The organism is Phycicoccus flavus, from assembly GCF_004025965.2.
Taxonomy (GTDB): domain Bacteria; phylum Actinomycetota; class Actinomycetes; order Actinomycetales; family Dermatophilaceae; genus Phycicoccus; species Phycicoccus flavus.
This window is the reverse complement of the sequence record NZ_SAYU02000084.1, coordinates 3808-16734: the sequence shown is the minus strand read 5'-3', so window position 1 is coordinate 16734 and position 12927 is coordinate 3808. Positions and strand designations below refer to the sequence as shown.

The following is a 12927-nucleotide window of genomic DNA, read 5'->3' as shown; positions in this document are numbered from 1 at the left end:
CGGCGACATCCACCACGCCGCCCCACCGAGGACGACGAGCGTGACGACAGCCGTCACCCAGCGCTGCGCGCTCGCGTGCCAGGCGGCGAGGCCCAGCCCGAACAGGCCCACGAGCACCCACATCCGACGCTCCACCGTCACCACCTCCCGGTCGTGCCGACCAGGGTATCGGCGCGCCGGGCACCGGCCCAGACCCTCCGGCCGAGGGCCGGCACCCCCTCAGCCCTCGTCGCGCCAGGACCGCCAGAGCGCCGCGTAGTCGCCGTCGGCGGCGATGAGCTCGTCGTGCGACCCGAGCTCGCGGACCCGGCCGTCGTCGACGACGGCCACCCGATCGGCGTCGTGCGCGGTGTGCAGCCGGTGGGCGATGGCGACGACCGTGCGCCCGGTGAGCACTGCCGCCAGCGAGCGCTCGAGGTGCCGCGCGGCCCGCGGGTCGAGCAGCGAGGTCGCCTCGTCCAGGACGAGGGTGTGCGGGTCGGCGAGGACGAGCCGGGCCAGCGCCACCTGCTGCGCCTGGGCCTCGGTCAGCTCGTGCCCGCCGGACCCGACGACGGTCTCCAGCCCCTCCGGCAGCCGCTGCGCCCAGTCGAGGGCGTCGACGGCGGCCAGGGCGGACTCCAGCTGGCCCGGGCCGGCGTCGGGGCGCGGCAGCCGCAGGTTGTCGGCCAGCGTGCCGACGAAGACGTGGTGCTCCTGGGTGACCAGCGCGACCTGACCGCGCAGGGTGTCGAGCTCGAGGTCGACCAGGGGGACCCCGCCGACGGTGATCCGGCCGGTCCGCGGCCCGTCGACCCCCGCCACGAGCCGGCCGAGCGTCGACTTGCCGGCGCCCGACGGACCGACGACGGCCAGCCGCTCGCCGGGCCGCAGGTCGAGCGAGACCCCGTGCAGGACGTCGTGCCCCGGCCGGTAGGCGTAGCGGACGCCCTCGGCGACGAGGTGGTCGTCGGCGGGCTCGGCGCCCGTGGCGACGCGGTCCGGCGGGACCTCGCCGACGCCGAGGATGCGCGACATCGACGTGGCGGCGAACTGGATCTCGTCGAGCAGCCCGACGAGCTCGCCCAGTGGGTCCAGCAGCCGCTGAACGTAGAGGACGACCGCCGTCGCGCTGGCGACCGGCACGACGCCGTGCCACGAGAGGTAGCCGCCCCACAGCAGGGCGCCCGCGATGGGGGCGAAGAAGCCGACCTCGAGCCACGGGAACCACCGCAGGCGCAGGCCGGTCGTGTAGCGCTCGGCGTCGTGGCTCTCGCGGACCGCGTCCGCGAACCGCTCGCCGCGGGTGGCGCGCAGGCCGAGGGCGTCGACCGTGGCGGCCCCCTCGACGGTCTCGGCGGCGACGCCGTTGAGCCGGGCGTAGGTCGCGTGCTCCCAGAGGTAGCCGGGGCCGGCCAGGCGCAGGTAGCGCCGGGTCGGCAGGAACCACACGAGCGGCGTGAGCAGCAGCGGCAGCGCCGCCAGCGGGCTGACGAGGACCGCCGCCACCACGGTGACGCCGACGGTGGTGACGGACACGACGACCGTCGGCACGCCGAAGCGGATGACGTAGCTGATGGCGTCGACGTCGTTGGTCGTGCGGGCCAGCAGGTCGCCGGTGCCGGCGCGCTCGACCGTCGAGAGCGGGAGCCGGACGGCGGACCCGACGAAGTCCTCGCGCAGCCGGGCGAAGACCTGCTCGGAGAGGACGAACGACCCGCGCCGGGCGACCCACGTGGCGCCGGTCTCGGCGAGGACGGCCGCGCCGAGGAGGACGACGAGGACGTCGACGTCCGTGACCGCGGCCCGGCCGGTGGTGACGAGGCCGACGACCTGCCCGATGACCCAGGGGCCCGCCAGCCCCGCGACGGCGGCGACGAGGTGCCAGGCCAGGACGACGGCCAGGGCGCGCCGGTGCTCGCGCAGCAGCACGCCGACGTGGGCACGCACGACCGACCCGGCGGCGATGGGCAGGGTCCGCCGGGCGTGGTCGGTGCTGCCGGCCAGCGGCGACATCAGTCCTCCTCCCCCCGCACGACGACGGCGCGGTAGCCGGGCTCGGTGCGGGACAGCTCGCGGTGGGTTCCGGTGGCGAGCACCCGCCCGTCGCCCACGAGGTGGACGACGTCGGCGTGCTCGAGCAGCAGGGGGCTGGCGGTGACGAGCACCGTCGTGCGGCCCTTGCGGTGGTCGGCGAGGCGGCCGGCGACCCGCGCCTCGGTGTGCGCGTCGACGGCCGACGTGGGCTCGACGAGGACGAGGACCTCGGCGTCGCGCAGCAGGGCCCGCGCCAGGGCGAGCCGCTGCCGCTGCCCGCCGGACAGCGAGCGCCCACGCTCCTCGACCTCGCCGTCCAGCCCGCCGTCGACAGCGGACAGGGCGTCGCCGGCATCGGCGACGTCGATGGCGACGAGCCGCGACTCGTCGTCGGTCCCGCCGAGCTCGTCGCGCAGCGGCCCGCTGAACAGGCGCGGGTCGGCCTGCGAGACGAGGATCCGCCGGCGGACCTCGGCGACGGCGAGGTCGTCGAGCGGCACCCCGGCCCACGTGACCCCGTGCCGGCCGGGCAGGGTGCGGCCGAGCCGGGCGGCGACGAGCGCGGTCTCCTCGGGGCGGGCGCTGACCAGCGCCGTGAGCAGGCCGGGCTGGACCTCGACCCCGGACGCGGGGTCGACGAGCGGCCCGTCGGCCAGCCTCTCGGCGGTGGGGCCCGCGTCGTCGGGGTGGTCGGGGACGACGCCGAGGATCCGGGCCACTCGCCGCGCGGCCACCCGGGTGGTGATGAGCTTGTCGGCCATCTCGACGGCGGTCTGCAGGGGGATGGTGAGGAAGGCCGTGTACCCGTAGAAGGCGACGAGCTGGCCGGGGGTGATCTCCCCGGCGACGGCCAGGCGGGCGCCGACCGCGGTGACGACGAGGACGAAGATCCCCGGCAGGAGGACCTGCGCCGAGTCCAGCGTGGCCTGGGTGCCGGCCACGTGCACGCCTGCCCGCCGTACGGTCTGGGACTGCGCGCGGTAGCGGGTGAGGAAGGACTGCTCGCCGCCGATGCCGCGCAGCACCCGCAGCCCGGCGACGGTGTCGGCGCCGAGGGCCGTGAGCTTCCCGGCCTCCTCGCGCTGGGCGCTCTGGCGCCGTTGCAGGGGCTTCATGACGAAGGCGAGGGTCGCGACGAGGACCGGGCCGCCGACGAGCATGACGAGCCCGAGCAGGAGCGAGCCGCGCAGGAGGATGACGGCGACGACGACGAAGGAGACGACCGCGCCCATGAAGCGCGCGAAGACGTCGAAGCTGTGCCCCATCCGGCCGAAGTCGCTCGTGAAGCTCGCGAGGACCTCGCCCGCCGGCATCTGCCGGGTCAGCGCCGGCCCGGCGCGACGGACGGCACGGTCGGCGACGACGCCCGAGCGGAACGCCGCGACGAGCCAGTTCTTCACCGCGAACCAGTGCCGACCGTTGCCGGCCGCCGCCGAGACCAGCCCGAGGCCGACGACCGCGAGCGTCCAGCGCAGCAGCGCGCCGGAGTCACGGGCGACGATGCCGTCGTCGACGGCGCGCCCGACCGCGGCCGGGACGAGGGCGACCGACAGCATCCACGGGATGCCGAAGCACGCTCCCGCCAGCAGGGATCGCCACTGGCGGCGTGCGAGCCACACGAGGAGCCGGTCCGCGTGGGCGGGGGCGTCGTCGTCGGGTCGCACGCCGTACGTCCACGGGGGTCTGGTCGGCATGACCCGTCCACGGTAGGTCGCGGGACCGACACGCTGCCAACGGGTTTCCCCGGACCTCAGGGCAGCGGGACCGTCCGGCCCCGCGCGGTGGCCGCCGCCCTCGACGCCGCGGCGCGCTCACGCGCCTCGTCGGGGTCGACCGGGATCTCGACGTAGGCGTCGCCCAGGGCCACCCGCCCGCCCTCGACGACCCGGAACACCGTGCCGGCCAGGCCGTGCAGCGCGCGGGCGGCGCCGGGCGCGACCTCGTCGTCCATGATCCGGCAGGGCGCGGCGACGCGGACGACCTCGAGCAGCGCCTCGCCGAGCCGGGCCCGGGCGCCGGGGACCGCGACGACGGGTCCGCGGTCGACCGTGACGTTGCGCCGGGTGCGTCCGGCGGGGACGGGCGCGGCCAGCCGCTCGCCCGCCACGGCGAGGTCGTCGGCGGCCTGGAGCGTCACGTGCCGGTGCCGCGAGCCGTGGTACCGGTCGCCGACGATGCCCGCACCCGCCTCGAGCACGACGGCGTCGACGTCGTGCATCGGCAGCCGGCGGCCGGGTGCGAGGTGCAGGCCGACGACGACGGGCGGCGGTGCGGGATCGGTCACGCCGGTCTCAACGAGGCGCGACGGCCCGGCATTTCTGCGCGGCGCCGTCGAGGTCGTCGGACGGGAGCACCCGGGCGGCTCACGTACGCTCGACGGGTGCTGCGGACGGCCCTGACCCCGAGGTACCTCGGGCTGCTGGCGCTGGCCGTCGTGCTCGCCGGGGTCTTCGTCCAGCTGGGCCGCTGGCAGCTGGGGGTGGCCGAGGACCGGGGCCGGCGCGCCGCGATCGAGGAGGCCGCGACCCGGGCGCCCGTCCCGCTGGCGTCCGTCCTCGCCCCGCACGCCGCCTTCCCCGGCGAGCTGTCCGCCCGGCAGGTCACGGTCAGCGGGCGGTACGCCAACGGCCAGCTCGAGGTCCCCGACCGCCGCCTCGACGGCCGGACGGGCTCCTGGGTCATCACGCCCTTCGTCGTCGACGGCACGGGCGCGACGCTGCCGGTGCTGCGCGGCTTCGTCCCCGACGGCACCGACCCCGGGCCCCCGCCGCGCGGACCGCGCACCCTTGCCGGCGGGCTGGCGCCGGGGGAGTCGCCGTCCACCGCCCCCGTCGGTCCGGGCGAGATAGCGTCCGTCGACACCTCGGTGCTCGTCAACACCTGGACGGGCGACCTCTACAACGCCTTCCTCTTCCTGCGCGCCGAGGACCCGGCGGACGGTCCGCAGCTGACGAAGGTCCCGACGCCGCTCGGCCCCACCGGCGTCACCTGGCGCAACGCCGCCTACGCCGTCCAGTGGTGGGTCTTCGCGGGGTTCGCCCTGTGGCTCTGGTGGCGCATGGTGCGCGAGGACTCCCGCCCCCGCCCAGCGCGGGCGCCGCGACCGGCCGGTGCCGCGGAGGCGACCGGTCGCCCCGACGACGACCGTGCCGTCGACGACCCTGTCGACGACGCCGACGACCCCGACGGCGGCCACGGGCCCTTCGCCGCGACGCTCGCCCACGCGGGGGAGAATGGGCGACGTGAGCACCCCTGACACCCGGCCCGGCGTCGCCATCGCGCCCGAGGACGTCGACGCGGTCCGCCCCCGCCTGAAGTTCTTCGAGGTCATGGCCTTCGTCGTCGGCGTCGGGCTGCTCGTGCTCGTCGTCGAGGTCGTCCTGTCCTACGGGTTCGGCCTCAAGGGGGACGCCAACCCGCTGTCCTGGTGGCCTCAGCCGCACGGGTTCATCTTCATCGTCTACGTCGTGGCGACGGCCGTGCTCGGCTTCAAGGTCGGCTGGTCGCTGCCGAAGATGGTCCTCGTCATGCTCGCCGGCTGCGTGCCCTTCCTCTCCTTCTGGGTCGAGCGACGCGTCGCGCGCGAGGTCGAGGCGGGCCTCGCCGCCGCCGGCGCGCCCCCCGCCTGACGTCGTCGCCGACGTCGACGGGCGTCGTGGCGCCTCCGTCGTCGAGGCCGGCCCGCGGGCGTCAGTAGCCTGTGCGTGTGAGCGACGCCCCCGAGCTGCCCGCCGACCCCTCGCCGGTCGACCCGAGCCACGCCGTCGTCGAGGACGGCGACCCCATCGCGCTCGCCGACCGCCCCGTGCTCGTCGTCGACTTCGGCGCCCAGTACGCCCAGCTCATCGCCCGCCGGGTGCGTGAGGCCAACTGCTTCAGCGAGGTCGTGCCGCACTCGATGCCGGCCGCCGAGATGCTCGAGAAGGGGCCGTCGGCGATCATCCTGTCCGGCGGGCCGTCGTCGGTGTACGAGGAGGGCGCCCCGCGGCTCGACCCCGGCATCCTCGAGGCCGGTGTCCCCGTCTTCGGCATGTGCTACGGCTTCCAGGCCATGGCGCAGGCGCTCGGCGGGACGGTGGCGAGGACGGGGCTCTCGGAGTTCGGGTCCACCCCGGCGACCATCCTGGACACCGAGTCCACCCTCTTCCACGGGCAGCCCACGGAGCAGTCGGTGTGGATGAGCCACGGCGACTCCGTCGAGGAGGCGCCGGCGGGGATGCGCGTCACGGCGACGACGTCGGGCGCGCCGGTGGCCGGGTTCGAGGACGACGAGCGCCGCATCTACGGGGTCCAGTGGCACCCCGAGGTCATGCACTCCACCTTCGGCCAGCGCGTCCTGGAGAACTTCCTCGTCAAGGGTGCCGGCCTGGCGGGCGAGTGGACGGCGGCCAACGTCGTCGACGAGCTCGTCGCCGCCGTCCGGGAGCAGATCGGTGACAAGCGCGCCATCTGCGGGCTCTCCGGCGGGGTCGACTCCTCGGTCGCGGCCGCCCTCGTCCAGCGGGCCATCGGGGACCAGCTGACCTGCGTCTTCGTCGACCACGGGCTGCTGCGGTCCGGCGAGGCCGAGCAGGTGCAGCAGGACTTCGTCGAGGCCACCGGGGTCGACCTCGTCACCGTCGACGCCGCGGACCGCTTCCTCGCGGCGCTCGCCGGGGTCGAGGACCCCGAGGAGAAGCGCAAGATCATCGGCCGCGAGTTCATCCGGGTCTTCGAGCAGGCGGCGCGCGACGTCGTCGGCTCGCACGCCGGCGGCGAGGACCACCCCGTCGAGTTCCTCGTCCAGGGGACGCTCTACCCCGACGTCGTCGAGTCCGGCGGCGGGTCGGGGACGGCGAACATCAAGAGTCACCACAACGTCGGCGGGCTGCCCGAGGACCTCCGGTTCAAGCTCGTCGAGCCGCTGCGCCTGCTCTTCAAGGACGAGGTCCGCGCCGTCGGCCTCGAGCTCGGGGTGCCCGAGGGCATCGTCTACCGGCAGCCGTTCCCGGGGCCGGGGCTCGGCATCCGCATCGTCGGCGAGGTGACGAAGGACCGGCTCGACGTCCTGCGCGCCGCCGACCGGATCGCCCGCGAGGAGCTGTCGCTCGCCGGGCTGGACCGCGAGATCTGGCAGTGCCCGGTCGTGCTGCTCGCCGACGTCCGCTCGGTGGGCGTGCAGGGCGACGGGCGCACCTACGGCCACCCGGTCGTCCTGCGGCCGGTGTCCTCCGAGGACGCGATGACCGCCGACTGGACCCGCCTGCCGCACGAGGTGCTCGCGAAGATCTCGACCCGGATCACCAACGAGGTCCGCGAGGTCAACCGGGTCGTGCTGGACGTCACGTCCAAGCCACCGGGCACCATCGAGTGGGAGTAACCACGCCCCCACCGCACTCCCCGCGCTGACCCCGCGCGTCCGGGGACGCCGGTCCACCCGGGAGCGTCCGGGGCAGGTCCAGACCGGACAGCCTCCGGATGCAACCGCCCTCCGCTCCCGCGCGTAGAGGGGGTGGATGTCGGCAAGGGCCCGGCGGTGGAGAGGGGGCGTGATGCCCAGACCGGTGGACCAGGACGCGCCCGTCGGGTACGTCCCGGCTCTGGACGGGCTGCGGGCCGTGGCCGTCGCCCTCGTCATCGCCTACCACGTGGGCGTCCCCGGGACGGGCGGCGGCCTGCTCGGGGTGGGCGTCTTCTTCACCCTCAGCGGGTTCCTCATCACGACCATCCTGCTGGGCTCCTGGTTCCGCAGCGGGCGCGCCGGTCTGGTGCGCTTCTGGGTGCGCCGGGCCCGCCGCCTGCTCCCCGCCGTGTGGCTGGTGCTGCTGACGGTGCTGGCGGTGACCGCGGTCGTCGACCGGGGCAGCCTTCCGGCCGTGGCGGGACAGGCCCTCGCCGCGTTCCTGTACGTGGCGAACTGGCACACCATCGCCTCCGGCGACTCCTACTTCCAGCGCATCTCCGGGCCCGGGCCGCTCGACCACCTGTGGTCGCTCGCGGTGGAGGAGCAGTTCTACCTCCTCTGGCCGGTCCTGCTCCTGCTGCTCCTGGTGCTCCCGCGGATGTCCCTGCGCACGGTGGCGGTGGTCACGGGCGCGCTCACGGCGGCGTCCTTCGGGCTGATGGCGGTGCTCGCGCACCCCGGGTTCGACACCACCCGCGCCTACGAGGGCACCGACACCCGGGCCGGCGGCCTGCTCGTCGGCGCGCTCCTGGCCGTCCTCATGTGGCAGCCGCGAGGACGACCGGCCTTCGCCCGGGGGCCCGGCCGGCTCGACGGCTGGGGGCTGGCGGGCCTGGTCGTCATCGGGTTCCTCGTCATCCGGACCGACGAGTACTCGCTGTCCCTCTACCGCGGGGGTCTGCTGCTCCTCTCGCTCGCGACGGCCGCGGTCCTGGCGGCGGTCGTCCAGCCCGCCTCGGTGCTCGGCCGCATCCTCTCGCTGCGGCCGTTCACCTGGGTGGGGGAGCGCAGCTACGGGATCTACCTCTGGCACCTGCCGGTCATCGCCTTCAGCCCCCCGGGGCTGCTCGCCGACCGGCCCGTGGTCCGAGGCGTCCTCCAGGTGCTCGCGACCGTCGTGCTGGCCGCGGCGTCGTGGGCGCACGTGGAGGAGCCGGTCCGCCGCCACGGGTTCCGCGGCGCCTGGCACCGGGCGAGCACCCGGCTCCCGGGGACCCGGCGCCGGGTCCCGGCGGTGCTCGCGGGGTCCGTGTCGGTCGTCGTGCTCGCGACCTCCGCGCTGAGCGCGCAGGCCATCGCCGGCGGGGGGGCGGAGGTCCTGGCGGGCGGACCGGGCACCATCGACGGCGCGGCGATGCCCCCGCTGCCCCCCGACGCCGCGGACCCGGTGACCTCGACGGCGACGAGCAGGCCCTCACCCGACCGGACCCGCCGCACACCGGCCCCTCGTCGTACCCCGTCGTCCCCTGCCACGCCGCGCGAGGACCCGGCCGGCGGCGGAGGCCGCGCGTCAGCGGGTGACGAGGGGTCGCAGAGCAGCAGCGGTCGGCTGCGGACTCGCTGCACGCAGGTGGTGCACGTCGGCGACTCGACGTCCATCGGCCTGGTGAACGCCGACTATCTGCCCCGGGCCGCCGACCGGGTCGACGCCCGCTATCGCAGGGTCGGTGCGACGGACGTCACCACCGACGTGCTCGGCGCCCGCTCGATCGTCGAGAGTTACAAGGGCCAGGCCAACGCCGAGGAGGCCGTGGCGCGTCGGGTGGATGCCGGCTACCGCGGCTGCTGGGTCATCGTCATGGGCGTCAACGAGGCGGCCAACCAGTACGTCGGGGGCGTCGTCCCTCTGCGGGACCGGATCGACCTCGTGATGAGGCACATCCCGTCCGGCACGCCCGTGCTCTGGACGACGACGAAGACCCTGCGCGGGTCGGGGCCCTACGGGGACGCCGAGATGCAGAAGTGGAACACCGCGCTCGAGCAGTCCTGCGGTCGCTACCCCTCGATGCGGGTGTACGACTGGCGCTCGGAGGTCGAGGACTCCTGGTTCGTCAGCGACCGCATCCACTACACGAGCGTGGGCTACCGGCAGCGCTCCGCCCGTCTTGCGGCCGCGCTCGCCCGCGCCTTCCCGGCCGACGGCGGGTCGCCGCCGGAGTGCCTGGTGCGCTCGGGTCGCTGAGGCCCGCGCCCGGTTCGTGGCAGGCTGTCCCGGTACTGACCGGTAGCGCGAGGATGCCTTCCATGCAGAGCACGACGACGACGGTGACGGCCACGGACGGCACCGCCCTGTTCACCCACCGCTGGCTGCCCGACGGGGAGGGCAAGGGGGTCGTCGTCCTCGCGCACGGCATGGCCGAGCACTCGGCGCGGTACGCCCGCCTGGCCGAGGCGCTGACCGGTGCCGGGTACGCCGTCTACGCGCCCGACCACCGCGGGCACGGGCGCACCGCCGACGAGAAGGACCACGGCTACCTCGCCGACTCCGGCGGCTGGGACGCCGTCGTCGGCGACCTGCGGCAGGTGAGCGACTTCGCCCGGTCCGAGCACCCGGGGCTGCCGGTGTTCCTCCTCGGGCACTCGATGGGCTCCTTCCTCGCCCGGGCGTTCGTCATCGGCGGCTCCGAGACCCTCACCGGGCTCGTGCTGTCCGGCAGCGCCGGCGACCCGGGCGTGCTCGGCAGGGTCGGCGCGGGCATCGCGGCCACCGAGGCGCGGCTGCGGGGTCGCCGCCACGTCAGCCCGCTCATGGACCGGCTGACCTTCGGCCAGTACAACGCCGCCTTCAAGCCCAACCGCACCGACTTCGACTGGCTCTCCCGCGACGACGCCGAGGTCGACGCCTACGTCGCGGACCCGCTGTGCGGCAACACCTTCACGTCGGGCTTCTTCTCCGACCTGCTCGGCGGCCTGCTAGCCATCAACGACCCCGCGCAGGTGGCGGGCGTGCGCAAGACCCTGCCGGTGCTGCTCGTCGCCGGGGACCAGGACCCCGTCGGCGACGGCGGCAAGGGCCCGCGCACGGTCGCCCGGCAGTACCGCGAGGCCGGCCTCACCGACGTCACCTGCACGCTGTACCCCGGCGCCCGGCACGAGATCTTCAACGAGACCAACCGCGACGAGGTCACCGCCGACGTCGTCCGCTGGCTCGACGCCCACCTGCCCGGCTGAGCCGGAGCCCGCGGTCGGCGACGCACCGCGTGTGCTCGACGGGAGTGCCGGGAGGGATGACGCACAAGATGCCGCCGGCCGCGGCAGTTGCTTCGTCATCCGGCACGCTCGCCGCCGAGCGCGGCCGGGATGCACGGCGGCCCGGGTCCCGCCCCCGCCGCCGACGCCGCGGCCGGTCCGCGAGGGTCGCGCGTCGCGCGCCCCGCCCGCTGGCTAGGGTTGGCGCGTGCTGAGAACGGCCGCCGCGGTCGCCGCGGGCAAGACCGTCCGAGCCCTCGCCCGCCGCCGGGGCGGAGGGTCGGCCTTCCCGGGCCTCGTCGCGGAGCGGATCCAGCCCCGCATCCTGCGCGGGGCGCTCGCCGACATCCCGGGCGGCATCGTCGTCGTCAGCGGCACCAACGGCAAGACGACGACGACGAAGATGCTCGTCGCCGTCCTGCGCGCGCACAGCCGCACCGTGTTCAGCAACCCCACGGGCTCGAACTTCACCCGCGGCGTCCTGTCCGAGATGCTCCCGCAGCTGCCGCTGCGCGGGCGCCTGGAGGCCGACCTCGTCGTCGTCGAGCTCGACGAGGCCCACGCGATGCGGTTCGTCGACGAGGTCGCCCCCACCCACTCGCTGCTGCTCAACGTCGCGCGCGACCAGCTGGACCGCTTCGCCGAGATCGACCACACCGCCGACCTGCTGGCCCGCCTCGGCGCCGCCTCGACCCAGGGCGTCGTCGCCAACGCCGACGACCCCTTCGTCAGCCGGGCCGCGGACGCGCTGGACGTCGCGGTCCGCTGGTTCGGCCTCGACGCCTCCATCGCCGACCGGCTGCCCGAGATCACCGAGCACGACTCCCGCTTCGACGACGTGGGCACGACCCGCGACCCCGGCCCCGGCGACGCCCGGCTGCGGCCCCGCGACGAGCGGTCCTTCGACGTCGTGTTCCCGGACCTCGAGGTCGGCCCGGTCACCCTGCACCAGCGCGGGCTCGCGGCGATGATCAACGCGACGGCGGCGACGACCACCGCCCGCCTCCTGCTCGGCGACGACTTCGACCCCTCGGTGGCCGCGGCCGCGCTCGCCGCCGTCCAGCCCCCGTTCGGCCGCGGGGAGGTCATCGACGTCGGCGGGCAGCCGCTCGAGCTCGTGCTCGTGAAGAACCCGGCCGGCTTCGGCGTCGCCCTGAGCACCTACGGCAGCACGCCCGTCGCGACGATGGTCGCGATCAACGACAACGACGCCGACGGCCGCGACGTCTCGTGGCTCTACGACGTGTCGTTCGCGTCGCTGCGCGAGCGGGGGGTCGCCCTGACCAGCGGGGTGCGCGCCTACGACATGGCGCTGCGGCTGCACTACGACGACGTCGCCACCGCGCGCGTCGTCCCCGACCTCGACGAGGCCCTCGACGCCTTCGTCGCGGCCCACCCGGACGAGCCCAAGCGCATCTTCTGCACGTACACGGCGATGATGGCCCTGCGTCGCACCCTCGCGGCCCGCCACGGCCTCGCGCACTTCGGGGAGGACACGCCCGCATGACCGAGACCCTCGACCCGGACGGCCCGAGCAAGGGCACGGTCACCCTCGTCCACCTCTACCCGCGCGAGATGAGCATCTACGGCGACCTCGGCAACACCCGAGCCCTGGCCAGCCGCATCCGCCGGCACGGCTACACCGCCGAGGTCGTCGACCACCACCCCGGCGGCGAGCTCCGCGCCGACGCGCACCTGCTCATGGGCGGCGGCGGGCAGGACTCCGGGCAGGCGCGCGTCGAGGCCGACCTCGAGGCCGTCGGCCCCACCCTCAAGACCATGGCCGCCGACGGCGTCCCCATGCTCGTCATCTGCGGGATGTACCAGCTCTTCGGCAACTCCTTCCACACCGTCGGTGGGCAGGTGCTGCCCGGGCTCGGGATCCTCGACGTCACGACCCGCGGCAACGACAAGCGGATGATCGGGCCGGTCTGCCTCGAGACCGAGTTCGGCCGGGTCGTCGGCTACGAGAACCACTCCGGGTCGACGGTGCTCGGCACCGGGCAGGAGGCGTTCGGCAAGGTCCTCGCCGGCCACGGCAACAACGGCGAGGACCGCACCGAAGGGGCCCGCACGCTGCACGTCATCGGCACCTACCTGCACGGTCCGCTGCTCCCGGCCAACCCGATGGTCTCGGACGCGCTCATCGCCGTGGCGGCCGAACGCGCGACGGGCCGGCCCTTCGAGCCCGAGGATCTCGACGACCCGCTCGCCGACGAGGCCCGCGGCCGTCAGGTGCGCCGGCTCGTCGGCTCGCGCTGAGCCACGCCCCGACCGGG

General features: G+C 75.2%; 10 protein-coding genes. 7 read left to right on the top strand and 3 right to left on the bottom strand.

Annotated elements, in window-relative coordinates:
- Positions 1 to 219 precede the first annotated feature (219 nt).
- The 3 genes from EPD83_RS18025 to EPD83_RS18015 are packed head-to-tail and all read right to left on the bottom strand — an operon-like array spanning position 220 to position 4300.
- The gene (locus tag EPD83_RS18025; protein ID WP_128368291.1) at positions 220 to 1995 is read right to left on the bottom strand and encodes an ABC transporter ATP-binding protein; all 1776 of its coding nucleotides are present in this window, start codon (positions 1993 to 1995) and stop codon (positions 220 to 222) included.
- Positions 1995 to 3710 carry an ABC transporter transmembrane domain-containing protein gene (locus EPD83_RS18020; protein ID WP_165566956.1) on the bottom strand — a complete coding sequence of 572 codons (1716 nt, stop codon included), beginning with the start codon at positions 3708 to 3710 and terminating at the stop codon, positions 1995 to 1997. The genes EPD83_RS18025 and EPD83_RS18020 overlap by 1 nt, the downstream gene beginning before the upstream one ends.
- Before the next feature lie 56 nt (positions 3711 to 3766).
- Entirely contained in the window at positions 3767 to 4300 is a 534-nt protein-coding gene (locus tag EPD83_RS18015) for an MOSC domain-containing protein (protein ID WP_205859596.1), read from the bottom strand.
- 96 nt (positions 4301 to 4396) lie between these two features.
- On the opposite strand from EPD83_RS18015, the gene EPD83_RS18010 reads away from it, so the two are divergent.
- The 7 genes from EPD83_RS18010 (at position 4397) to EPD83_RS17980 (ending at position 12910) form a co-directional block, all read left to right on the top strand.
- Positions 4397 to 5272: an SURF1 family protein gene (locus EPD83_RS18010; RefSeq protein WP_205859595.1), complete on the top strand. Its 876-nt coding sequence runs from the start codon at positions 4397 to 4399 to the stop codon at positions 5270 to 5272.
- Positions 5259 to 5645, top strand: a complete 387-nt coding sequence (locus EPD83_RS18005; protein ID WP_407676038.1) for a DUF3817 domain-containing protein — start codon at positions 5259 to 5261, stop codon at positions 5643 to 5645. Before EPD83_RS18010 ends, EPD83_RS18005 begins: the two co-directional genes overlap by 14 nt.
- Positions 5646 to 5800: 155 nt before the next feature.
- Complete coding sequence (guaA, locus tag EPD83_RS18000; RefSeq protein WP_205859597.1) at positions 5801 to 7375, top strand: glutamine-hydrolyzing GMP synthase; 1575 nt, start codon at positions 5801 to 5803, stop codon at positions 7373 to 7375.
- A gap of 172 nt (positions 7376 to 7547) precedes the next feature.
- Entirely contained in the window at positions 7548 to 9641 is a 2094-nt protein-coding gene (locus EPD83_RS17995) for an acyltransferase family protein (protein ID WP_164896376.1), read from the top strand.
- Positions 9642 to 9703: 62 nt separating this feature from the next.
- The gene (locus EPD83_RS17990; RefSeq protein ID WP_128366695.1) at positions 9704 to 10630 is read left to right on the top strand and encodes an alpha/beta hydrolase; all 927 of its coding nucleotides are present in this window, start codon (positions 9704 to 9706) and stop codon (positions 10628 to 10630) included.
- Positions 10631 to 10856: 226 nt separating this feature from the next.
- Positions 10857 to 12155, top strand: coding sequence for a Mur ligase family protein (locus EPD83_RS17985; protein WP_128366696.1), 1299 nt, complete (start codon positions 10857 to 10859; stop codon positions 12153 to 12155).
- On the top strand, positions 12152 to 12910 hold the full coding sequence (locus EPD83_RS17980) for a type 1 glutamine amidotransferase (RefSeq protein WP_128366697.1): 759 nt from the start codon (positions 12152 to 12154) through the stop codon (positions 12908 to 12910). The genes EPD83_RS17985 and EPD83_RS17980 overlap by 4 nt, the downstream gene beginning before the upstream one ends.
- Positions 12911 to 12927 lie beyond the last annotated feature (17 nt).